Source organism: Pseudomonas sp. G166 (assembly GCF_037027455.2).
In the GTDB taxonomy this organism is placed as follows: Bacteria; Pseudomonadota; Gammaproteobacteria; order Pseudomonadales; family Pseudomonadaceae; genus Aquipseudomonas.
On the sequence record NZ_CP146985.1, the window covers coordinates 2,218,506 to 2,241,584 of the forward strand.

Consider the following 23,079-nt stretch of genomic DNA (forward strand, 5'->3'; position numbering starts at 1 on the left):
GTCAGCTCCGTTAGCGGGTTTCGTTGAACAGTTCGCGGCCGATCAACATCCGACGAATCTCACTGGTGCCGGCACCGATTTCGTACAACTTGGCGTCGCGCAGCAGACGGCCGGCCGGGAATTCATTGATATAGCCGTTGCCCCCCAGGATCTGGATCGCGTCGAGGGCCATTTGTGTGGCGCGTTCGGCGCTGTAGAGGATGACCCCGGCGGCGTCCTTGCGGGTGGTTTCGCCGCGCTCACAAGCCTGGGCCACCGCGTATAGATAGGCCCGGCTGGCGTTGAGCTGGGTGTACATGTCGGCGACCTTGCCCTGGATCAACTGGAACTCGCCGATGCTCTGGCCGAACTGCTTGCGGTCGTGGATGTAGGGCACGATCAGGTCCATGCAGGCCTGCATGATCCCGGTCGGGCCGCCGGACAACACCACGCGTTCGTAGTCGAGGCCGCTCATCAGCACTTTCACGCCGCCATTGAGCGCACCGAGGATGTTTTCTTCCGGCACTTGGACGTCATCGAAAAACAGTTCGCAAGTGTTCGAGCCGCGCATGCCGAGCTTGTCGAATTTATTGCTGCGGCTGAAGCCTTTCCAGTCGCGCTCGACAATGAACGCGGTGATGCCGTGGGCACCTTTTTCCAGGTCGGTCTTGGCGTAGATCACATAGGTGTTGGCGTCGGGGCCGTTGGTGATCCAGGTCTTGCTGCCGTTGAGTACGTAATGGTCGCCACGTTTGTCGGCACGCAGCTTCATCGAGACCACGTCCGAGCCGGCGTTCGGTTCGCTCATGGCCAGGGCGCCGACGTGTTCGCCGCTGATCAACTTGGGCAGGTATTTGGTTTTCTGCTCATGATTGCCATTGCGGTTGATCTGGTTGACGCAGAGGTTGGAATGGGCGCCGTAGGAGAGGGCGACCGACGCCGAACCGCGGCTTATTTCTTCCATCGCCACCACGTGGGCCAGGTAGCCCAGGCCAGCGCCACCGTATTCTTCCGGGACGGTGATGCCCAGCAGGCCCATGTCACCGAACTTGCGCCACATGTCGGCGGGAAACAGGTTGTCGATGTCGATCTGTGCTGCGCGAGGCGCCAGCTCGGCCTTAACGAAGGCTTGCACCTGGTCGCGCAACATGTCGATGGTTTCGCCGAGGGCAAAGTTCAGGGATGGGTAGCTCATGGGACACCTTTTCGCTTTTTTATCGGGTGCGGAGAGCTGAGGAATGGCTCTCACCTTTACGTTAACGTAAGCCTGTGACGGATGGCTGTCAATCGCCCTTTACGTTAACGTCAACTTGGGCCAGAGTAAGTGCCCACAAAGGCATGTCGCTGCAGCAGGTTCACCGATACACCCACTAATAAAGACAAGAGGGGGCGTCATGGATCAACCCGGTTCGCATTCGCAAGTCAGCTACACCCGTGGCTCCCAGGCCAAGGCGTTATTGGCGCAGACCATTGGCCAGGCTTTCGACCAGACCGTGGCCCGCTATCCGAAGGGCGAGGCGCTGGTGGTTCGCCATCAATCACTGCGTTACACCTGGCGACAGCTGGCCGAAGCCGTCGATCTGCACGCCCGGGCCTTGTTGGCGCTGGGTTTGAAAACCGGTGATCGCCTCGGGGTGTGGGCACCCAATTGCGCCCAGTGGTGTATCAGCCAGTTCGCCAGCGCGAAGATCGGTGTGATCCTGGTCAACATCAACCCTGCCTACCGCGCCTCGGAGCTGGAATACGTGCTTAGACAATCCGGCTGCCAATGGTTGGTGTGTGCCGGGGCGTTCAAGACCTCGGATTATCACGCCATGCTGCAAGCGCTGGTGCCGGAGCTGGCGCAACAGTCGATCGGCCAGTTGCAGAGTGAGTGTTTGCCGGACCTGCGGGGTGTGATCAGTCTCGATCCCCAAGCGCCTTCAGGCTTTCTGCCCTGGGTGCAATTGGCAGCCCTTGGCGCGGCGGTTACGCCTGAACAACTGGCCGAGCGCCAGGCGAGCCTGCAGTTCGATCAACCGGTCAATATCCAGTACACCTCCGGCACCACCGGTTTCCCCAAGGGCGCGACCCTCAGCCACCGCAATATCCTCAACAACGGCTACATGGTCGGTGAAAGCCTGGGCCTGGGCGCCACCGACCGGCTGGTGATTCCGGTGCCGCTCTACCATTGCTTTGGCATGGTCATGGGTAACCTGGGCTGCATGACCCACGGCAGCACCATGATCTACCCCAACGATGCCTTTGACCCGTTGCTGACACTCAAGACCGTAGCCGAGGAACACGCCACGGCGTTGTATGGCGTGCCCACGATGTTCATCGCCATGCTGGATCAACCGCAGCGGGGCGAGTTCGACCTGTCCAGCCTGCGTACCGGGATCATGGCCGGGGCCACGTGCCCGATCGAAGTGATGCGACGGGTCATCAGCGAGATGCATATGAACGAGGTGCAAATTGCCTACGGCATGACCGAAACCAGCCCGGTGTCATTGCAGACCGGGCCTGCGGATGAACTGGAGTTGCGCGTCACCACTGTCGGGCGCACCCAGCCGCAACTGGAAAGCAAGATCGTCGATGAGGCTGGCAAGATCGTCCCCCGGGGCACCATCGGCGAGTTGTGTACTCGCGGCTACAGCGTGATGCTTGGCTACTGGAACAACCCCAAGGGCACCGCCGACGCCATCGACCAGGACGGCTGGATGCACACCGGCGATCTGGCGACCATGGACGAGCAGGGTTACGTCTGCATCGTTGGACGCAACAAGGACATGATCATCCGTGGCGGTGAGAATGTTTACCCGCGTGAGCTGGAAGAGTTCTTCTTCACTCATCCGGCCGTGGCGGACGTGCAGGTGATAGGCATCCCATGCTCGCGCTATGGAGAAGAAATCGTCGCCTGGATCAAATTCCACCCCGGCCACAGCGCCACCGAGCAGGCGTTGCAAGCCTGGTGCAAGGACCGCATCGCCCACTTCAAGACGCCGCGTCATTTCAAGTTTGTCGAAGAGTTTCCGATGACTGTCACCGGCAAGGTCCAGAAATTCCGCATGCGCGAAATCAGTATCGAAGAACTGCGCAAAGAAGAAGACTAGCCAAAAGGCCTGTGGGAGCGAGCCTGCTCGCGATGCGGTGTGTCGGTCAAAGCGCTGCGGCTGACACACCCGCTTCACAAAACAACCGAAAAAATCCCAAACCCCAGACAGCACAAAGGGGAGCCGAAGCTCCCCTTTAATTTTGTCGTCGCGTGCTCTTTTTTTATTATTGAGGGGCGGCCTGTTGTTGTTTTTGGTAGCCGTGACCCTTTACCGCTGTTTTTGGCGATCCCCATCCGGGATCAAGAGCAAACGTATTTTTTTGAGCGCTGATCTGCTTTTTCGCCTGGCGATCCAACCGATTCGGGAGCTACCTGAAGGTAGTTTTATTGTTCTCTGCCCGGTTGCGGGTTGCTTCTGAAAGCACCCTGAAAAGCACATCCTCTCCAAAAAAATCTGTTAGCTGCGTCTCTGCCGTGTTGTTTTTGTTATGTCAGAGTCGTTTCGTCTTGTTTTTATTTGGTTTGCTGCGTTTTTTTATTCTTGTTATGTCAGAGATATAGCAGGTGGCGTGCCAACTTTTTAAATTCTATGTAAATCAATGGGTTATGTTTTTGTGCTGAAAATCATGACGCCGCAAACCTGACAAATTGTTTCCGTGTTACTCGTTTCGCTGCCGTTACAGAGGCAGCGGTAACACCTCACTGTGCGGCACGGGCCTTGGCGACCCGTGAACCGGTCGGTCGGCCAAGCACGTCGCAGATCTGCCGTCCCGCGCCGATCAAAGCGTCCAGGTCGACGCCGGTTTCGATGCCCAAGCCGTTGAGCAGGTACAGCACGTCTTCGGTAGCGACGTTACCGCTGGCGCCCTTGGCATAGGGGCAGCCGCCAAGGCCGGCGACGGAACTGTCGAACACGGCGATGCCTTCCAGCAGGCTGGCATAGACGTTCGCCATGGCCTGGCCATAGGTGTCGTGGAAGTGCCCGGCGAGCTTGTCCCGAGGCACGTCATCCGAAACCACCTCGAACATCTTGCGCGTGGCGCCGGCGGTGCCGGTACCGATGGTGTCGCCCAAGGACACCTCATAGCAGCCCATCGCATACAGCTCCCGGGCGACCCAAGCTACCTGCTCGGGCTTGACCGCACCTTCATACGGGCAGCCCAGCACACAGGAGACATAGCCGCGCACGCTAACGCCGTGTTGCCTGGCCGCCTCCATGATTGGTGCGAATCGCTCCAGGCTTTCCTTGATGGAGCAGTTGATGTTGCGCTGGGAGAACGCCTCGGACGCGGCGGCGAACACTGCGACTTCTTTTACGCCGGCCGCCAATGCGTCTTCAAAACCCCGCAAGTTTGGCGCCAGGGCGCCATAAGTGACGCCGGGCTTGCGCTGGATCTGCGCGAACACCTCGGCCGAGCCAGCCATTTGCGGCACCCACTTGGGCGAGACAAAACTGCCGACCTCGATGTAGCCCAGGCCGGCGGCGCTCAAGGCATCCACCAAACGCACCTTGTCGGCGACGCTGATGGGCTGTGCTTCATTCTGCAGCCCGTCGCGGGGGCCGACTTCGATCAGGCGTACAAAGGAGGGGAGGGACATGGGGAATTGACCTGTAGTGGGTTGCCAATGATGTCGAGAGCGATGATGAGCCTGTTGTGGGAGCAAGCTCGCTCCCACAAGGGGAAAGTGTTACTGCACGATTTCCTCGCCCTTGAGCGTCTGCTCCAGCGCCTGGATGCAGCGTTCTTCGGCGGTGTCGAGTTCCAGCTTCATCTGTTCGATGTCCAGCAACTGCTGTTCGAGTTGTTCGCGGCGCTCGGCGATTTTCGCCAGCATGCTGTGCAGCTGCTTTTGATTGCCGCTGGTGGGGTCGTAGAGTTCGATCAGCTCGCGACACTCGGCCAGGGAGAAACCAATGCGCTTGCCCCGCAGGATCAGCTTCAGGCTGACCTTGTCCCGCGGCGAGTAAATACGTTCCTGGCCACGTCGCTCGGGGCTCAACAGGCCCTGTTCCTCATAGAAGCGGATGGCCCGGGTGGTGATGTCCAATTCGCGGGCGAGGTCGGAGATGCTGTAGGTCTGGCTGCTCATGGAAGCGCTCGAAACGAAGGGGGCTGGCGCTAAGCTAATGGCAGGTTGACGTGCGCGTCAAGCAGCCCGGTCTTGAACCGGGAACACAAAACCTGTGGGAGCAGCTCACTCCCACAGTCTTGGTCGCCTAAACCTTATCGAGCTTCTTCTCATGAGCGGTCACCTGCTGGCACAGCTCGATCATCTGCTCGCGCATCCAGCGGTTGGCGGGGTCCTGGTCGGTGCTTTCGTGCCAGTACAAGTGGGTTTCCACCGGTGGTACATCGTTGACCGGCAACAGGAAGGCATGCAGATCGTGGCGACGGGCGAAGCGTTCGGGAACGGTCATGACCATGTCGGTTTGTTGCAGTACCTGGGAGGCCATCAGGTAATGCTGGGAGCGCAAGGCGATCTTGCGCTGGATGCCCATTTTGCCTAGGGCCAGGTCGACATAACCCAGCCCGTTGCGGCGGCTGGAGATATGCACGTGGGTCTGGGCCAGGTAATCGTCGAGGCTGATTTTTTCCTTGCCCGCCAGCGGATGCCCCTTGCGCATGGCGCACACGTAACGGTCTTCCATCAGCTTGACGTGGCGCACCTGCGGGTCGGTGTTGAGCGGCGCGTCCACGGCGAAGTCGAGGCGCCCGGCGGCCAGTTCCTTGGTGGTTTCACGGCGCTTGGACAGGAAGCTTTCGATGGCCACGGTCGGCGCCAGGCGGCGCAGGCGTTGGAACAACGGCGGCAGGATCACGCCTTCGGTGAGGTCGGTCATGCTGATGCGATAGGTCTTGACCGCCTGCAGGGGGTTGAAAATCCGGCTTTCCTGCACCGACACCCGCAGCAGCGACAAGGCATTGCGCACCGGGCCGATGATGTTCTGGGCCATGGGCGTGGGCACCATGCCTTGGGCAGTGCGCACGAACAATGGGTCGTTGAAGGTCTCCCGAAGGCGCGCCAAGGCATTGGACACCGCCGGCTGGGTAATGCCGACGATCTGCCCGGCGCGAGTCAGGTTGGCTTCGGTGTAGATCGCATCGAAGACAATGAATAGGTTGAGGTCGACCTTGCTCAGATTCATGGCGCTGCACTCTTATTCTTGGGCTTGTTGTGAGGTGCCGGGTGGCGATGCGAATCAGTGAAACATATATCGGTGATGAATGTTAATACACGCCGAGAATAGGTTAGGTAAATTTTCGTAGCTGAACTAGCATCGATTTCATGACCTAAACAACCTCTGCCCAAGAAGGTGCTGCTCATGGATTTTGCCTATTCCCCCAAGGTTCAGGAACTGCGTGAACGCGTCACGGCGTTCATGGATGCCTACGTTTACCCGGCCGAAGCCGTGTTCGAACGGCAAGTGGCCGAAGGCGATCGCTGGCAGCCCACGGCCATCATGGAAGAGCTCAAGGTCAAGGCCAAGGCTGAAGGCCTGTGGAACCTGTTTTTACCTGAGTCCGAGCTGGGTGCCGGCCTGACTAACCTGGAATACGCACCACTGGCGGAGATCATGGGCCGTTCGCTGTTGGGGCCGGAGCCGTTCAACTGCTCGGCACCGGACACCGGCAATATGGAAGTGCTGGTGCGTTACGCCAATGAAGAACAAAAGCAGCGCTGGCTCGAGCCGCTGCTGCGCGGCGAGATCCGCTCGGCTTTCGCCATGACCGAGCCGGACGTTGCCTCCTCGGATGCCACCAACATGGCCGCGCGTGCTGAACGCAACGGTGACGAATGGGTGATCAACGGCAAGAAGTGGTGGACTTCAGGAGCCTGCGATCCGCGCTGCAAGATCCTGATCTTCATGGGCCTGAGCAATCCCGATGCACCACGGCATGCCCAGCACTCGATGATCCTGGTGCCGGTGGACACCCCCGGGGTAAAAATCGTTCGGCCGCTGCCGGTGTTCGGTTACGACGATGCGCCGCACGGGCATGCCGAAGTGCTGTTCGATAACGTGCGGGTGCCGTACGAAAATGTCCTGTTGGGTGAAGGCCGCGGTTTTGAAATTGCCCAGGGTCGCCTCGGCCCAGGCCGTATCCACCATTGCATGCGCTCCATCGGCATGGCCGAGCGCGCCTTGGAGTTGATGTGCAAGCGGGCCGTCAGCCGCACCGCATTCGGCCAACCATTGGCGCGCCTGGGCGGTAACGTCGACAAGATTGCCGACTCGCGGATGGAGATCGATATGGCGCGCCTGCTGACGTTGAAGGCGGCGTACATGATGGACACCGTCGGCAACAAAGTGGCGAAGAGCGAAATCGCCCAGATCAAGGTCGTCGCGCCGAACGTGGCCCTGAAGGTCATCGACCGGGCGATCCAGATCCATGGTGGGGCGGGGGTTTCCAACGACTTCCCATTGGCCTACATGTACGCCATGCAGCGCACCCTGCGCCTGGCCGACGGCCCGGATGAAGTCCACCGCGCCGCCATCGGCAAGTTCGAGATCGGCAAGTACGTGCCCAGGGAAATGCTGCGTAGCAAGGGCTGAAGGCCTGCTTCACCCCTGGCAACGCCATCGCGTTCACCATAGAACCCTGTGGGAGCGAGCCTGCTCGCGATGACGTAGGGACATCCAACACTATGTAAACGGAACCACCGCTATCGCGAGCAAGCTCGCTCCCACAATTGATGCGGGTGGCCACTCAATGTGTGTTCACCACATGGAGCGAGCCTGCTCGCGATGACGTCCTTGAATGTCACTGCAGGCTGGAGGTCAACTCACTCCTTGACGCTCATGTACTCCTCGGCCCAACGGATGTACTCCTCGGGCTGGGTGTAGGTGTGGGTCAGTTCGGTGGCGCTGAGGTCCGATGCCTGGGTGAAGATCTGCCGTTGTTCGCGAAGGCTGTCGTAGGTGGCCTTGATCGCGGCGAAATAGGCGCCGTGGCCGTCGATGGTGACTCGCACGCCCAGTTCGGCCAGGCGCTTGTCGTCGCGCAATTTCGGGTTGCCATAGGTGACGAGCATCAACGGCAGCGTCAGGTTTTCGCTGATCTGCTCCAGGTGCTCGAAGTCCTGCACGCCCACCATGCAAATCCCGTCCGCTCCGGCCCGTTCGTATTGCTGGGTACGGCTGATGATTTCCTGGACCGGCAAAATCCCAGCGTTGGTACGGGCAATGATCGCCATTTCCGGATCGACTCGTGCTTCCAGCGCCGCGCGAATCTTGCCGACGCCTTCGGCTACACCGATCAGGTCGGTGGATTTACGGCCGAACTGGGCTGGCAGCAAGGTGTCCTCGATGGTCAGCGCCGCCACGCCGGCCCGCTCCAATTCGATGATGGTGCGCATCACGTTCAGGGCATTGCCGTAGCCGTGGTCAGCGTCGGCTATCACTGGCAGTTGGGCCACACGGCCGATGCGGGTGGCCTGTTCGGCGAATTCGCTGAGGGTGATCAGGGCGAAGTCCGGCGCGCCCAATACCTGCAATGACGCGACCGAGCCGCCCAGGATCCCCACTTCAAACCCCAGGTCGGCGGCGATGCGCGCCGACATTGGGTCAAACACCGAGGCGGTGTGATAGCAGGTTTTGGAAGCCAGCAGTTGACGAAAATTGCGACGCAAATCTTGATGGGAAAGCCTGGACATATGAGTTCCACCAATGGAATGGAAAGGCTTGAGCAAAAGTGTCAACGCCGAAGGAACAAAAGGCTATCACGTGGGAGATACAAAGATGATGACGAATGCGCATGGGCGATGTCTTCCCTGCATCGAGAAAAGGCGACATCAAGGTCCAACCCGGGGCCTACGCCGCCACCGCTTGTCGCCCCTGTTTGAGCAGCGCCACGGCGCGCACCATGTCGCCCGGTTGTACTTGCAGGCGTTTGGCGGTGAGCCGGTCGACCAGCAGGCTTTGGCCATGCAAACGTGCCCGGGCACTGGTTACGCGGCAGTTGGCCAAGCGTCGATTATGGATCAACCAGACCGGTGCCTGATCGTCCGGCGTGCCGATGGCCAGAGTCAGCGACTGGCTGTCGCGCACGGTGCGGATTTTCGAAACCGGCGCCTCGATTACCGGGCCCGCGTCGAAGATGTCGATGTAACCCTTATGGGTAAACCCCTCGGCACCGAGAATCTTCATGGCCGGCTCGGTGTTCGGGTGGGCCTTGCCGATCACCGCCTGGGCCTGTTCGGTGAGCAGGCAGGTGTACAGCGGCTGGCGCGGCATCAACTCGGCAATGAATGATTTGTTGCCCATGCCGGACAACTGGTCGGCGTAGCTGAAATCCTTCTTGAAAAAGTGCCGCCCCAGACTGTCCCAGAACGGTGAGCAACCTTGCTCGTCGGCGTGGCCGCGCAGTTCGGCGATCATCTTTTCACCGAACAACTGCGAGAACTCGGCCACGAACAGCAGGCGTGCCAGGGACAACAGGCGCCCGTTGTGGCCGCGGCGCTGGTCAGGGTGCAGGAACAACGAGCAGATTTCCGATTGCCCGGTCATCTCGTTGTTGAGAAACAGCGTCGGGATCTGTCGCTGGATACCCAGTTCCGGCGCCGAGCTGACGGTCACCCCGACCCGATAGTTGTACCAGGGCTCGCGCAGCCCGACCGCACCGGTCAGTGCGCTGATGCCCACGACCTGTCGATCATCGTCCTCGAGCACGAACAGGTAGTCGGCATCGGCACGTTCGACTTGCCCGGCAAAGGTACGCTGGGCCCAGCGAACGCGATGGGCCAGGCGCTCTTCGTTGGCCGGCAGGCTGGTGAACCCAGGGCCCGCGCAGCGGGCAAGGTCCAGCAGCGCGGGCAGGTCGGTGATGGCGACCGGGCGGACAATCATGATGCAATTCCTTCATGTCGGTTGAAGCGCTGATGCGGGGCAGGAAATCGAATGAGGTTCATAAGGCAACCACCCGGACTTGCTCGCCATCCCTGACGCCCAGGGCTGCCAGCCCGTCAGGCGGCACGGCCAGGGGCCCTTCGGCATTGACGTCCAGTTCGACGACGATTGCCCGGTAGTTCCCAAGGCCGTCGTTGCTCACCAGATAACGGCCCCGCGCGTCGATCTGCGGGGCTTGCCGGGCTACGGCGATACGGCTTTGCGTGATTGAGCGGATGTTGGTGATGCGGGCATGCAATGTCGGCCCACCGTCGAAGATGTCCACGTAGTTGTTGGTTTCGAAACCCTCGCGTTCCAGGATGTCGAAGGCTTCCTGGCCGTCGGGATGCACCCGGCCGATGCAGGCCTGGGCCGCCGCCGGCAGCATGGGCACGTAGATCGGATACTGCGGCATCAGCTCGGCGAGGAAGGTACGGCTCTGCAGGCCGCACAAGCGTTCGGCTTCGGTGTAGGGCAGATCGAAGAAATGCTGGCCGATGGCATCCCAGAAGGGCGACTGGCCATCTTCACTGCTGAAACCGACGATTTCGGTGATCACCGATTCGGCAAAGCGCTGAGGGTGGGCGGCGATAAACAGCAGCCGGGCCCGGGACAGCAGTTCTGACTCCGGCGTGCGTACGCGCTCGGCGTCGATGTGAAAGCCGCGCAGCAGCGTCTGGCCATTGAGGTCCTGGCACAACGACAGCGCCGGCACGCCATGCTGGATGTTCAACTCCCGGGATTCGCTGGAGAACGGCCGGTTGCGCAAGCTGTAGAACGGTTCATTGCAACCGGTGCTGGCGAGAATCTCCGAGCAGCCGACCAAGCGCCCGGATACCAGGTCCTGCAGGACGAAAAAATAATTCTCGCCGCCAGGGTTTTGTACGTCGGCCGCGAACGAGGCGCACGAGTCGAGGATTTTCTCCCGCAGACGCTCGGTATCGTCTGGCAGCGAGGTGACCCCCACCAGGCTGTCACGGGCCAGCTGCTGCAGTTGCGGCAGGTCGGTTAATTGGACTGGACGTAAAGCCAGCATGGATTGCACTCCTGTTCCAGGGAACCCGGTGCCAGGCACCGGGCTTGACGATCACTGTCGATGTCCACGCGTACTCACCACGGCGGGTCGAACCCTTCGACCGCCGAACCTCACTGAGCGGCCGGGTCGGGCAGCGCCGTGGGGCTGCCGAATTTATTCAGTACACACAGGTAGACCACACCCGCGGCAATCCAGATCAGGCCGAGCTTCTGCGCATCCACGCCCATGTTGTACATGATGGCCGCCACAATCACGAAGCCGACCAACGGGCAGATCAGATGACGAATCACCTGGCCGGAGCGCTGGCGGCGCCAGTAATGGTTGATCACGGTGATGTGCAGCAACATGAAGCCGCTCAGGGCGCCGAAGTTGACCAGGGAGGTCAGGGTGTCCACGGCGTTGATGAACAGGTAGCAGATCAGCAGGGACAGCAGCGCCACCAGGTAAATGCTCAAGTACGGCGTGTTGTGTTTCGGATGGACCTTGGCCAGCACTTTGGGCAACTTGCCGTCCCGGGCCATTCCGAACAACAGGCGCGACACCGCCGCTTGCGAGGTGATGGCCACCGCCACGCCCCAGGCCAGTGCGGTGGCGACAGCGGTCAAGGTTGCCAGCCAGCTGCCAGCCGCCAGTTCGGCGATTTCATAGAACGCGGTGTCGGCGGACTTGAAACCCATGCCGGCCGCCAGGTCAGTGGCGATCCAGGTCTGCACCACGAAAATCGCCCCCATTACCAACAAGGTCACCAACGCGGCCTTGCCGACGCTGCGGCCAGGGTCGCCCTTGATTTCCTCGGCCAGGGTGGAAATGGCGTCGAACCCCAAGAACGACAGCACCGCGATGGACACGGCTTGCATCAGCAGGGCGAAGTTGAAGTGTTCCGGGCTGTACAGCGGCGCCAAGGTCAGTTGGCCGTTACCGCCGCCGCTGTGCAGGGCATTCCAGGCATAGAACAGGAAGATCCCCAGCACCACCAGCTGCGCCAGCAGAAAAATGATGTTCATCCGCGCGGTGAAGGTAATGCCCCGCAGGTTGACGAAGGTCGCGCTCACCAGGAACGCCAGGATGAAACCGACCTTGGGAATCTCCGGGTAAAGATGATTCAGCGCCATGGCCGCATAGACGTAGAGCAGAGGTGGGATCAGCAGGTAGTCCAGCAGCATCAGCCAGCCGGCGATGAACCCGACGTGGGGGTTCAGTCCCCGTTGCGCGTAGGAATAGACGGAGCCGGCCACCGGGAAAGCCCGAGCCATGCTGCCGTAGCTCAACGCGGTGAACAGCATCGCGACCATGCCGATGATGTAGGCCAGCGGCACCATCCCCGGCGCTTCGGCGTTGACGTAGCCATACACGCCAAACGGGGCGATGGGGATCATGAAAATCATCCCGTACACCACCAGGTCCGTCAGTGACAGGCTGCGTTTCAATTCCTGTTTATAGCCAAATGCCTCGATACTCATGAGCCGTTCTCCTTCTCAGCTGTGTGTGGGTGTGTCCTTGCTGGCCGCGTGTCGCTAACCGCGGGTGCTGCTTTGCTAGAGCAATGGGGCCAGGTAAGCGCTCCAGGTCCGTACCGCCTCGGGGCTGCGCAGCAAATCGTTGCGTACTTCGATCAACACCGAGTCCAGGCCACGTCCATCGCCGTGTTCCGGGACCGTCATGTCGGTCAGAGGGTTGATCTTGTAGGGCTGATTGCCCGCGGCCCGCAGCGAATGCCGGCTCAGCCCGTCGACGATGCGCTGGGCATAGTCCTTGGCCTCGCCAAACAGCACGCCCGCTTCCAGGGCCCGTGGTTGGCCGTAGAACACGGGGGTGAAACTGTGGATGCCCACTACCCGCACCGCCCGGTTGGCGGCCAGGCGCTGGTCGATCAGCGCCCGCAGCCGATCATGGAACGGGTGGAACAGGCGTTGCTGGCGATAGGCCCGAGTGGCCTCGTCCAGGGAATGGTTGCCCGGGACCTGGTAGATCTCGCTCTGGGCCGGGATGCTGTCGGCCACGTGCAGCGGGCGGTTCAGGTCGATCAACAAACGTGAATAATTGGCCGACAGCAAGGTCGCGCCCAAGGTCTCGGACAGGCGTTCGGCCAGCGCCAGGGCGCCGATGTCCCAGGCGATGTGCTCCTGTGCGGCCGTTTCATCCAGGCCCAGCGCATTCAGGGCCGGGGGAATGAAGCGGCTGGCGTGTTCGCACACCAGCACCAGCGGGTGCTCGGAATCTTCCCGGACCAGTCGGTAGGCCGGCCCGGAGTAGAGGCCCGATTCAGCACATTCAATAGATTCGCGCATAGTGCTCGCAACGCTCGGCAGGTGACAGCGCCTGGGTCAAGGCCAGCTCCTGGGCCTTCAAGGCGAAGTAGGTTTCGACCAGGGGGCCGGGCAAGGCCTCGAGCAGCGCCCCACTGTGGCGCAGGCAATCCAGTGCCTGGGCCAGGGTCGTTGGCAGAGCGATAATGCCACGGGCGCGACGTTGTTCTTCATCCAGGTCATCGGGTATTTCATCGGTCACGGCAGTCAACGCCAGCCGCTGCTCGATACCCAGCCGTCCGGCGATCAACAATGCCGCCATCGCCAGGTGTGGCGAGGCGGTGGCATCCATGGCGCGAAATTCCAGGTTGTACTGGTTCGCTACCGGTTTGCCGCCCAGGCTTACGGTTGGGCAGATGCGCAGCGCCGCTTCGCGGTTGCGCTGTCCCAGGCAGGCATACGACGCGCTCCAGTGATGGGGTTGCAGGCGCTCGTAGGACACCGGCGTCGGTGCGGTCAGCGCGCACAGCGCCGGCAGGTAGTGCAGCACACCGGCGGCCCAGTGCCGGCCGAGGCTGGACAGGCCATGGCTGCTGGCGGCGTCATGGAGTACGGGATCACCGCTCAGGTTTTGCAGGCTCAGGTGCAGGTGCACGCCGTTGCACACGGCATTTTCCGAGACCTTGGGAGCGAAGCTTATGTCCAGGCCCATTTGCCGGGCGATCTCGCGGGTGATTTCCCGCACGTTCACCGCGCGGTCAGCGGCGGCCACGCCCAGGGTCGGGCGGCAGGTGATTTCGTACTGATGCTTGCCGTATTCGGGCAGGAACATTTCCGGTTCGACGCCGCCGGCCCGCAGCGCACTGAGCAGCCACCCGGCGAACCCGGCCTGCTGGCGCTGGGCCTGGAGGCTGAAGGCCGGGCGATCGGGTTGGGCTGGCGCGGTGTTGAGGCTCAATTCATGTTCGAACGCGGCGAATACCTGCAAGCCCAGTTCGGCGCGATAACGCGCCACTTCGTCATGCAGCAGCGTGCGCGGGCAGGCGCCCCAGGGCCGGCCGTCGGTCTCGCGGATGTCGCAATGGATGAAGTCCAGGGCTGGGGCCTGGGCGTCAGGGCCGTTGCAGACGGTCACCCGGCTGGACAGGTCCGGGATCAGCCGCAGATCGCCGTAAGCCCCCCAAGGGTTGACCGACGCGATGATGTCCTGGGGCGTCAGCGCGCTATTGGCTGGCACCCAGCCACAACCGGCAGTGACGTAGTGGGGCAGTTCATCGCTGGGGAACGAGCGCCCGCGGGTCACGCCGATCAGGTCGGTGCTCACCAGCGTTGTGACCGGCAATGGTGCCAGCGGCGTTGCAGCATCGAGGCGGCTCATGGCTGCATCTCCTGCAAGCGACCGAGTACGGTGTCGGTATCGGTGATCCAGCAATAACCCTTGATCGCGTTCAGGCACGCCAGATGACGTTGTTCGGTGTAAGTGGCGCAGGCATCTTCCACCAGGGTGACCAGGTAGCCGCGGTCGGCGGCGTCGCGCACGGCCATGTCGACGCATTGGTCGGTGACAATACCGGCGATGATCAGGTGGCGGGTCTGCAGGTTGCGCAGCACGTAGTCGATGTTGGTGGAATTGAAGACCCCCGAGGAAGTCTTGGGCAAGACGATCTCGTTTTCCTGTGGCGCCAGCTCGGCAATGATCTGCGCTTCGGGGCTGCCCTTGGGCAGGTGCATGTCCGACAGTTTGTGATCCAGGGAGCGGTCACGGCCGTCGGCGGTGAGGCTTTCGATGTGGGTGTGCAACACATTTTGCTGTGCCATCCGCATCGCATCGAGCAGGCGCTGCTGGTTGGGAATCACCTGCTGGCGGGCGCGACGAATGAAGTACTCGGCTTCGGCAGTGTCCAGATGAGCGTCGAATTGCGGCTCCAGCCAGGCGCGTTGCATGTCCACCAGCAGCAATGCGGTGTGGCCGCGGGTGAACGGTAAATCCCGAGGGGAGCGATGGGGGAGCGAGAACATCCTTATTTTTCCTCCAACAGGTGCGTGTTGAATTCCGTGCGCAAGGCGTCGATACCTTCCAGGCGTTCGGCCAGGTCAGGGCATTGCAGGGTCATGCAGGCGATCAGCGCTTCGACCTGGGCCAGCGCCGGCACCAGGCTGTCGAAGGCCGAGACCGATTCCACTGGCGCGCTGATGATCAAATCGGCCAGCTCTCGCAATGGCGAGGCATAGACATCGCTGAACAATACGACCCGGGCGTGGCGTGCCTTGGCCGCGCTGGCCACGCGCAGGGCCTGGGCCTGGTAGCGACGATAATCGAAGATCAGCACCACGTCCTGGCGTTGCACGTCGAACAGCCGGTCGGGCAACTGGGCGTTGTCTTCCAGGGCAAAACAGCCGGCCCGCAGCAGGCGCAAGTGATTGAGCAGGTAGTGGGCAAGAAAACTGCTGAAGCGCCCACCAAAGCAATGCACCTGGTGGCGGCTGTCCAGCAGCCACTGGACAAGAATGCGCACGTCTTCAGGCTGGGTCAGGGCCTGGGTGTCGTTGAGGGTGCGTTGGCTGGCTGCCAGGTACTGGCTCCAGGTATCGCCTTGGGGCAATTTGGCCCGCGGTTGCAACAGTGTGCGGGGCGAGCGCAGGCGATGGTCCATGTCACTGAGCAGCGCATCCTGGAACTCGGCATAACCGCCAAATCCGAGCTTTTTCACCAGCCGCACGATGGTCGGGTCGCTGACGCCGGCATGGTCCGCCAGGCGCGACATCGGGCCGAGGCCGTTGCGTGGATAATGATCGAGCAGGGCACGTACGACCTTGCGTTCCGACGGCGTCAAAACCAAGCCGGGATCGGTAATCAGGTCTCTGAGAGGCGGCATCCGTGCTCCTTGCCTGGATGGGTGTTGGATTTCTTTCATAACTCCTGAAAATAGTATTTATGTAGCTGGTGCTACATGTCCAGCGGTTTTTACGTTCCGTTTAAAATGCTCGATGGCGGTGCGAAACCCCTGTAGGACTTGGGCTTGGCTGCCTGGAACGGATATGTCAGGCCAGTGCCTCAGTCGGTGTCAGATAAAACGTCTTTTTGTCTCAGTTATTTGATTTCATATAAGGTGGCGTACAAGAAAAAGCCTAATGTCCTGTCCACTGATTGCCTGAGTATGCCGCGTGCAAGCCACCCGTCTGACCCTGATCTGTCACGCCCGTACCGTCGCCCAAAAGCAGGCGCGTTTTGGCCTGGAAGAACCGCTGGACGCAACTTGGCTGGCGCAGCGTCCAGATGCCGGCCATGGCTACCCAAATGTTCGGCAGCTGTTATGCGGGCCTGAGCTGCGTACTCGGCAGACGGCGGCGTTGTTCGGCGATGAGCCACAGGTTGTCCAGGTCCTGGCCGATTGTGATTTGGGGCGCTGGCGCGGTTTGTCCATCGACGACTTGCTCAAGCGCGAACCGCAACAACTGCAGGCCTGGCTCGACGACCCCGAGTCAGCACCCCATGGTGGTGAATCCGTTGCCCGGCTATGTCGTCGGGTCGGGGATTGGCTTACCAGCCTGGAAGACCAGCCGGGACATTTGCTGGCCGTCACCCACCCGTTCGTGATCCGCGCGGCGCTGGTGAATGTATTGCACTGCCCGGCAGCCACCTTCAACCGGATCGACATCGAACCGCTGTCGGCCATCGAGTTGCGTTTCAATGGGGTGTGGCGACTGCGCGCCCAGGAGTCGCAGGCATGAAGACGTTATCTGTCATTGGCATCGGTGCCGGCGATCCGGATTACCTGACGATGCAGGCGGTGAAGGCCTTGAATCGGGTGGATGTGTTTTTTCTCATGGACAAAGGCCCGGCCAAGAACAAGCTACTGGATCTGCGGCGCGAAATCTGTCGGCGCTACATCGTTGATCGCACGTACCGTTTCGTCGAAGCCTACAGTCCTGAGCGTCAACGCGGCGACCTGGACTACAAGGCCAGCGTCGAAGAGCTGAACCGAGCGAAGCAGGCCACCTTCGAACGGTTGATCAATGAAGAACTGTCTGACGGTGAGTGTGGTGGTTTTCTGGTGTGGGGCGATCCGGCGTTGTACGACAGCACCGTGCGCATCCTGCAGACGATTCTTGACGCCGGTCGCTGCACCTTTGAGTTTGAGGTGATTCCCGGCATCACCAGTGTCCAGGCCCTTGCGGCCCAACATAAAGTGCCGTTGAACAGCATCGGCGGGGCGCTGGAAATCACCACGGGCCGTCGGTTGGCGGCGGGGCAGGCGGGAGACGCTGCCAGTGTGGTGGTAATGCTCGATGCCGAGGATGCGTACCGCCAGGTGAGCGATCCGGATACGCATATCTATTGGGGCGCCTATCTGGGAACGCCGGATGAGATCCTCATCGCTGGCCGGCTGGGGGACGTGGCCGATGACATCGAACGCACCCGCAAGGCCGCGCGGCAGGCGAATGGGTGGATCATGGATACCTATTTGCTGCGTAAGCCGTGACTTGATGACTTAAACCGAACCGTGGCGAGGGATGTGAAGTTGCCAGGTGTTTTGGCATTTTCACCCCCGCCCAAACCGCTCCCGATACACCGACGGCGCCAACCCCACCACGCTGCGAAACGCCACGCGAAAGCTTTCCACCGAACGGTAGCCACACAGTTGCGCAATGTTGTCGGTGTTGTCTTCGGTGCTCTCCAGCAGCTCGCGGGCCCGCGCCAGGCGTTCATGTTGCAGCCAGGCCTTGGGCGACAGGCCGCAGGCTTGGGTAAAACGTCGTAAAAAGGTCCGTTCGCTCATGGCCGCCTGGCTGGCCAGTTCGCGCACGCCGAGGGGTTCATGCAGGTGTTCGCGGGCCCATTGCATGACGCCAGACAGGTCGCTGCGTGGCGTGCGGCTGACCGGCGACGGAATGAATTGCGCCTGGCCGCCCGTGCGTTGCGGCGACATTACCAGCCGGCGCGCCACGGCATTGGCGACCTGGACTCCGAAGTCCCGCGCAACCAGATGCAGGCAGGCATCGATGCCCGCTGCACTGCCGGCCGAGGTGATGACCTGTCCCGAGTCCACGTACAGCACGTCCGGATCAACCAGGATGGTGGGGAAGCTGTTCGCCAGTTCGTCGGTGTAGCGCCAGTGGGTGGTGGCGCCCAGCCCGTCAAGCAGCCCGGCGGCGGCCAGTACGAACGCGCCGGAGCAGATCGACAGCAGGCGTGCGCCTCGGGCATGGGCCCTGCGCAGTGCCTCGAGCAGGGCTTCGGACGGTGGCTCGCTGCGGCTGCGCCAGCCGGGCACGACAATGGTCCGAGCGGTTTCCAGCAGCTCCATGCCGCCATCGGCCAATACCTGGAAGCCACCCATGGCACGCATCGGGCCGTCATCCACGGCGACGATCCGATGCTGGTACCAGGGGAAATCGAATTCGGGCCGCTCCAATCCGAAGATCTCGACGGCAACGCCGAATTCGAAGGTACACAGGCCGTCATAGGCGAGAATCGCGACCAGACCGGGAGTAGGCTGCATTTGGCGGAAAATTCCCACAGAGTGTCTTGTCCGCCACTGTAGCGGTAAGCGTCGGGCGGATAAAGTCTGCTCACGCCCTCATCTACCTTGGAGTACACCCCGATGACTAGCCTGGTTCGCGAAGTGCCTGCTGCCCCGTCCGAGATCGCCCTGCAGCATTTCAGTCAGCGTCTGACATTCGAAACCGATTGCTCTGACGTTCACGCCAGCCAACAGGCTGGTGATGTCGATTTTGTGCTGGTGGATGTGCGGGGGCCGGTGGCTTACGAGCGGGGGCATGTGCCCGGGGCGATCAACCTGCCAACCCGCACGCTCACCGCGCAAGCGCTGGCGGCCTACCCCCAGACCACCTTGTTCGTGGTGTATTGCGCCGGCCCGCACTGCAACGGCGCGAACAAAGCGGCAGTCCGCCTGGCGACCTTGGGTTACCCGGTCAAGGAAATGATCGGCGGCGTCATGGGCTGGCTCGATGAGGGGTTTCGCTTGAACGGCCTGGTAGAGCGCGTGGCGGACAAGGCGATCAGTTGCGACTGCTGATGACCTTCCGCAACCAGGCTTTTGTGGTGAGGGAGCTTGCTCCTGTTGGGCTGCGCAGCAGCCCCTTGGCGGCCGTCTGATACAGACGGCATCGCTGGCCTAACTTGCGCCCGCTGCGTGCCCCAGCGCAAGCAAGCTCCCTCGTCACAGGGGACCTGCCGCAGGATGTTTATCTGTCAGGTTTTTCGCAAACCCGGTGAATGCCGAATACACCTGGCTGTTTTTATAACTATTTGTCGCCTCGACACAATTCCCCTCCTGAGCGCCCCTCTAGACTCCGGCCACTTCGGTCTTCACTGACCGGATGCTGCCTACGAATCTGCCCATAACGATCAAAAGAATCCCTGCGCACTCAGGAGCAAAAATGAAGAAGCTAGCCATGTTCGGTGCCCTGGCACTGTCCGTATTGTCCCTGTCGGCCATGGCCGAAGAAGCCAAGCCGATCCGCCTCGGGATCGAAGCCGGTTATCCTCCTTTTTCGATGAAAACCCCCGACGGCAAACTGACCGGCTTCGATGTCGACATCGGCGATGCGCTGTGTGAGCAGATGAAGGTCAAGTGCACTTGGGTCGAGCAGGAGTTCGATGGCCTGATCCCTGCGCTGAAAGTGAAGAAAATCGACGCAATCCTGTCGTCCATGACTATCACCGACGACCGCAAGAAAAACGTCGATTTCACCATCAAGTACTACCACACCCCGGCGCGCTTCGTGATGAAGCAAGGTTCCGAGGTCAAGGACCCACTGACCGAACTCAAGGGCAAGAAGGTCGGTGTACTGCGCGCCAGTACCCACGACCGTTTCGCCACTGAAGTACTGGTGCCCGCGGGTATCAACCTGGTGCGCTACGGCTCCCAGCAGGAAGCCAACCTGGACATGGTCGCCGGGCGCCTCGACGCGATGCTGGCCGACTCGGTCAACCTCGACGACGGTTTCCTGAAGACCGACGCCGGGAAAGGTTTCGCGTTCGTGGGCCCGACCTACGAAGACCCGGAATACTTCGGCGGTGGTGCCGGCATTGCGGTGCGCAAGGGCGATAAGGCCCTGGCCGATCAATTCAACGCGGCCATCACCGAAATCCGCGCCAACGGCACCTACAAGAAGGTGCAGGACAAATACTTCGCCTTCGACGTCTACGGGCATTAATCGCTGAACCCAAGGTGGCCCGCCGTTGACCCGGCCGGCCACCTTTTTCATGGGCGATTGCTTTACCCTGCGCCTATCGAGATACCGCCATCCGGAGTTCCTCATGCAACGCATCGACCATACCCTGCCATGGAGCCACCTGGGCACCGAGCGCCGGCTCAGTGTGTTTCGTTACGGCCATGGGCCGCGCAAGGCCTACATCCAGGCCAGCCTGCACGCTGACGAACTGCCGGGCATGCGCACGGCCTGGGAGCTGAAGCTGCGGCTCAACGACCTGGAGGCCCAGGGCTTGCTCAAGGGCGTGGTCGAGCTGGTGCCGGTGGCCAATCCCATCGGCCTGGATCAACATCTGCAAAGTGCCCACATGGGGCGTTTCGAGCTGGGCAGCGGCAAGAATTTCAACCGCGCCTTCGTCGAACTCAGTGCCCCGGTGGCGCAACGCATCGGTGATCGCCTGGGTGACGACCCGGCCGCCAACATCACCTTGATCCGCCAGACCATGGCCCAAGTCCTCGATGAATTGCCGGCGCCACCGTCACAACTCGAAGCGCTGCATCGGCTGCTGCTGCGCCATGCCTGCGATGCCGACATCACCCTGGACCTGCATTGCGATTTCGAGGCAGCGATCCACTTGTATGCCTTGCCGCAACAGTGGCCGCAATGGCGTTCCCTTGCCGCACGGTTGAAGGCAGGTGTGGCGTTGCTGTGCGAGGATTCGGGCGGCAGTTCGTTCGATGAATCCTGCTCCACGCCCTGGTTACGCTTGGCCAAAGCCTTTCCCTCGGCGGCGATTCCACCGGCCAACCTGGCGACGACGCTGGAGCTGGGTAGCATGGGTGATACCCGGGTCGAGCAGGCCCAGGCCAATTGTGAGGCCATCCTCGGCTTCCTCGCTGAGCAGGGTTTCATCGCCGGGGATTGGCCACCCGCGCCGGAGCAGTGCTGTGATGGCTTTCCATTCGAAGGCACTGAGTACCTGTTTGCGCCACACCATGGCGTGGTGAGCTTTTTGCGTGAGGCGGGCGAGTGGGTGGAGCGTGGCGATCCGTTGTTCGAAGTGGTCGATCCGTTGAACGATCGGGTCACTACCGTGCGGGCCGGTACCAGCGGCGTGCTGTTTGCCCTGGACCGCGGGCGCTACACCCAACCGGGGATCTGGCAGGCAAAAGTCGCCGGGCGTGAGCCGATTCGCAAGGGGAAATTGATCAACGACTGATAAGTGCTGTCTACCTCACCGCACGGTCGTTGCCGTGCGGCTATCGAACGATGGAGGAAGATTGATGTTTAAAGCGCTCGCCCTGTTTCTGTTGCTGGTTTCGTCCGGGCTGCAGGCTGAACCTTCGCTGCACACGGACTTGCCGCTCAACTACCTCGCCCATGCCGATGAACAGGCCAGGAACCGGCCGCTGGTGATCTTCCTGCATGGCTCCGGCAGCAACGAACAGGACCTGTTCGAGCTCAGGGACGAACTGCCCAAGCACTACAATTACCTCTCGGTGCGGGCTCCAAAAGTGATGGAGCCGGGGCATTACCAGTGGTTCGCCAAAAAGGGCGAGGGGGCCTATGACGGCGACACCTCAGACCTGAAGGCCAGCGGCCAGATGCTGCTGGATTTCATCGAGAAAGCCCGGGCCAAGTACCCGACCGACGCGAGCAATGTGTATCTGGTGGGCTTCAGCCAGGGTGCGATGATGAGCTATGAAGTGGCCTTGCGACACCCTGAAGCGGTTGGCGGTATTGCCGCGATGGGCGGGCGGGTGCTGCCAGTGCTGCGCTCTGAGTTGACCCCCGACGAGTCGCGACGAGCACTGGCGGTGTTCATCGGCCACGGCACGGTTGACTCGATCATTCCCTACCACGACGGTACCGAGGCCAACACATTTCTGAAGACCCTGGCGCTGGAGCCCGAATTCCATGCCTACCTGGGCCTGGGCCACAGCATCAGTGCGCAAGAGGTGCAGGACCTGCGAGCCTGGCTGGAGCGGCTCAATCCCTGACTACTGTAAATCCCTGTGGGAGCGAGCATGCTCGCGATAGCGGTGGGTCAGTTTGCATCAAGGCTGGATGTGCCGACGCCATCGCGAGCAAGCTCGCTCCCACAGGGTAATCAGTGCGGTGCTGATCACTTGCCACTGACGATCTGTTTTACCAATGCCTCATGACCGGCCTTGTCACTGGCCCGGGAGATGATCTGCACCACGGCCATGCGCGTGCCGGAGGCGCCTATCAACGTGGTATCCAGGGTTGGCCCGCCGCCCTGGGTGGCGCTGGTGTCGAGCTGGCGCAGACCCAGGCCTGTGCCTTTCTGGGTCAGGCTTTTTTCGCCGAGGATCTTGGCATCCGGCAGGGCCTTGGTTTTCTGAACGGCGAAGTCGGCGAAGGTGGTATCGAGAAAGGCATTGTCGTTGTCCATCACATTCGCGCCGTTGACGATGGTGTTTTCAGCGGTGATCACCACGGTTTTACTGGTGGCATTGCTGTACATCGTACCCGTCGCCCCGGCAGTGCCCTGAGCCACCTCACCGGCGGGCAGCGGCGTCGCCGTGAAACCCTTGGGCAGGGTGAAGTTGAGCTTGCCACCCAGCATCGAAACCTTCTGTGCCGCTGCATCGCCAGCGGTTTTGGCCGGGGCGGCATGGGCCGGTACCACGACCAGGCTGGCGATGGCCGTCAGCAACAGGGCGGCGGCTTGTTTACTCAGCAATGACATTGA

The 23,079-nt window shown here is 61.4% G+C and carries 22 protein-coding genes; 8 read left to right on the forward strand and 14 right to left on the reverse strand.

Annotation, left to right across the window (positions count from 1 at the left end; all coding sequences use genetic code 11):
- Nucleotides 1–10 precede the first annotated feature (10 nt).
- The gene (locus tag SGN16_RS09975) at nt 11–1,174 is read right to left on the reverse strand and encodes an isovaleryl-CoA dehydrogenase (protein ID WP_210643768.1); all 1,164 of its coding nucleotides are present in this window, start codon (nt 1,172–1,174) and stop codon (nt 11–13) included.
- 199 nt (nt 1,175–1,373) lie between these two features.
- Here SGN16_RS09975 and SGN16_RS09980 point away from each other — a divergent pair, with 199 nt between their 5' ends.
- A complete protein-coding gene (locus SGN16_RS09980) occupies nt 1,374–3,071 on the forward strand; it encodes an AMP-binding protein (RefSeq protein WP_335944921.1) in 1,698 nt (565 codons plus the stop codon).
- A gap of 641 nt (nt 3,072–3,712) precedes the next feature.
- Here SGN16_RS09980 and SGN16_RS09985 read toward each other — a convergent pair.
- The 3 genes from SGN16_RS09985 to SGN16_RS09995 form a co-directional block, all read right to left on the reverse strand.
- The gene (locus SGN16_RS09985) at nt 3,713–4,612 is read right to left on the reverse strand and encodes a hydroxymethylglutaryl-CoA lyase (protein WP_335944922.1); all 900 of its coding nucleotides are present in this window, start codon (nt 4,610–4,612) and stop codon (nt 3,713–3,715) included.
- 90 nt (nt 4,613–4,702) lie between these two features.
- A complete protein-coding gene (locus tag SGN16_RS09990; protein WP_063322105.1) occupies nt 4,703–5,104 on the reverse strand; it encodes a MerR family DNA-binding transcriptional regulator in 402 nt (133 codons plus the stop codon).
- A 127-nt stretch (nt 5,105–5,231) separates the two neighbouring features.
- Nucleotides 5,232–6,161 carry a LysR family transcriptional regulator gene (locus SGN16_RS09995; RefSeq protein ID WP_063322104.1) on the reverse strand — a complete coding sequence of 310 codons (930 nt, stop codon included), beginning with the start codon at nt 6,159–6,161 and terminating at the stop codon, nt 5,232–5,234.
- 177 nt (nt 6,162–6,338) lie between these two features.
- Between SGN16_RS09995 and SGN16_RS10000 the strand changes: the two genes are divergently transcribed.
- Nucleotides 6,339–7,568, forward strand: coding sequence for an acyl-CoA dehydrogenase (locus SGN16_RS10000; RefSeq protein ID WP_210643772.1), 1,230 nt, complete (start codon nt 6,339–6,341; stop codon nt 7,566–7,568).
- A gap of 230 nt (nt 7,569–7,798) precedes the next feature.
- Here SGN16_RS10000 and SGN16_RS10005 read toward each other — a convergent pair whose 3' ends face one another.
- The 8 genes from SGN16_RS10005 to SGN16_RS10040 form a co-directional block, all read right to left on the reverse strand.
- The gene (locus SGN16_RS10005) at nt 7,799–8,668 is read right to left on the reverse strand and encodes an oxaloacetate decarboxylase (protein WP_210643773.1); all 870 of its coding nucleotides are present in this window, start codon (nt 8,666–8,668) and stop codon (nt 7,799–7,801) included.
- Nucleotides 8,669–8,825: 157 nt separating this feature from the next.
- On the reverse strand, nt 8,826–9,860 hold the full coding sequence (gene astA / locus SGN16_RS10010) for an arginine N-succinyltransferase (protein ID WP_210643774.1): 1,035 nt from the start codon (nt 9,858–9,860) through the stop codon (nt 8,826–8,828).
- A gap of 58 nt (nt 9,861–9,918) precedes the next feature.
- Nucleotides 9,919–10,935, reverse strand: coding sequence for an arginine N-succinyltransferase (locus SGN16_RS10015; protein WP_335944923.1), 1,017 nt, complete (start codon nt 10,933–10,935; stop codon nt 9,919–9,921).
- 110 nt (nt 10,936–11,045) lie between these two features.
- The gene (locus SGN16_RS10020; RefSeq protein WP_210643776.1) at nt 11,046–12,395 is read right to left on the reverse strand and encodes an APC family permease; all 1,350 of its coding nucleotides are present in this window, start codon (nt 12,393–12,395) and stop codon (nt 11,046–11,048) included.
- Between the two features lie 75 nt (nt 12,396–12,470).
- Nucleotides 12,471–13,223, reverse strand: a complete 753-nt coding sequence (locus SGN16_RS10025; RefSeq protein ID WP_335944924.1) for an N-formylglutamate amidohydrolase — start codon at nt 13,221–13,223, stop codon at nt 12,471–12,473.
- Nucleotides 13,207–14,559 carry a glutamine synthetase family protein gene (locus tag SGN16_RS10030; protein ID WP_210643778.1) on the reverse strand — a complete coding sequence of 451 codons (1,353 nt, stop codon included), beginning with the start codon at nt 14,557–14,559 and terminating at the stop codon, nt 13,207–13,209. Before SGN16_RS10030 ends, SGN16_RS10025 begins: the two co-directional genes overlap by 17 nt.
- The gene (locus SGN16_RS10035; protein WP_335944925.1) at nt 14,556–15,200 is read right to left on the reverse strand and encodes an isochorismatase family cysteine hydrolase; all 645 of its coding nucleotides are present in this window, start codon (nt 15,198–15,200) and stop codon (nt 14,556–14,558) included. Before SGN16_RS10035 ends, SGN16_RS10030 begins: the two co-directional genes overlap by 4 nt.
- A gap of 2 nt (nt 15,201–15,202) precedes the next feature.
- Nucleotides 15,203–16,057: a MurR/RpiR family transcriptional regulator gene (locus tag SGN16_RS10040; RefSeq protein ID WP_335944926.1), complete on the reverse strand. Its 855-nt coding sequence runs from the start codon at nt 16,055–16,057 to the stop codon at nt 15,203–15,205.
- A gap of 289 nt (nt 16,058–16,346) precedes the next feature.
- Here SGN16_RS10040 and SGN16_RS10045 point away from each other — a divergent pair, with 289 nt between their 5' ends.
- Both SGN16_RS10045 and cobF read left to right on the forward strand, forming a co-directional pair.
- Nucleotides 16,347–16,913: a histidine phosphatase family protein gene (locus tag SGN16_RS10045; RefSeq protein WP_335944927.1), complete on the forward strand. Its 567-nt coding sequence runs from the start codon at nt 16,347–16,349 to the stop codon at nt 16,911–16,913.
- Nucleotides 16,910–17,665: a precorrin-6A synthase (deacetylating) gene (gene cobF, locus SGN16_RS10050; RefSeq protein WP_210643782.1), complete on the forward strand. Its 756-nt coding sequence runs from the start codon at nt 16,910–16,912 to the stop codon at nt 17,663–17,665. The genes SGN16_RS10045 and cobF overlap by 4 nt, the downstream gene beginning before the upstream one ends.
- Before the next feature lie 60 nt (nt 17,666–17,725).
- On the opposite strand, the gene ftrA is transcribed toward cobF, so the two are convergent.
- Complete coding sequence (gene ftrA, locus SGN16_RS10055) at nt 17,726–18,685, reverse strand: transcriptional regulator FtrA (protein WP_210643783.1); 960 nt, start codon at nt 18,683–18,685, stop codon at nt 17,726–17,728.
- A gap of 102 nt (nt 18,686–18,787) precedes the next feature.
- On the opposite strand from ftrA, the gene SGN16_RS10060 reads away from it, so the two are divergent.
- The 4 genes from SGN16_RS10060 (at nt 18,788) to SGN16_RS10075 (ending at nt 22,363) form a co-directional block, all read left to right on the forward strand.
- A complete protein-coding gene (locus SGN16_RS10060) occupies nt 18,788–19,222 on the forward strand; it encodes a rhodanese-like domain-containing protein (RefSeq protein WP_210643784.1) in 435 nt (144 codons plus the stop codon).
- Nucleotides 19,223–19,586: 364 nt separating this feature from the next.
- On the forward strand, nt 19,587–20,366 hold the full coding sequence (locus SGN16_RS10065; RefSeq protein WP_335944928.1) for an ABC transporter substrate-binding protein: 780 nt from the start codon (nt 19,587–19,589) through the stop codon (nt 20,364–20,366).
- A gap of 103 nt (nt 20,367–20,469) precedes the next feature.
- Nucleotides 20,470–21,582 (forward strand): M14 family metallopeptidase, encoded by a 1,113-nt coding sequence (locus SGN16_RS10070; RefSeq protein WP_335944929.1) that lies wholly within the window; start codon nt 20,470–20,472, stop codon nt 21,580–21,582.
- A 64-nt stretch (nt 21,583–21,646) separates the two neighbouring features.
- Nucleotides 21,647–22,363, forward strand: a complete 717-nt coding sequence (locus tag SGN16_RS10075) for an alpha/beta fold hydrolase (protein ID WP_335944930.1) — start codon at nt 21,647–21,649, stop codon at nt 22,361–22,363.
- 125 nt (nt 22,364–22,488) lie between these two features.
- On the opposite strand, the gene SGN16_RS10080 is transcribed toward SGN16_RS10075, so the two are convergent.
- Entirely contained in the window at nt 22,489–23,076 is a 588-nt protein-coding gene (locus SGN16_RS10080) for a hypothetical protein (protein WP_335944931.1), read from the reverse strand.
- Nucleotides 23,077–23,079: the final 3 nt, after the last annotated feature.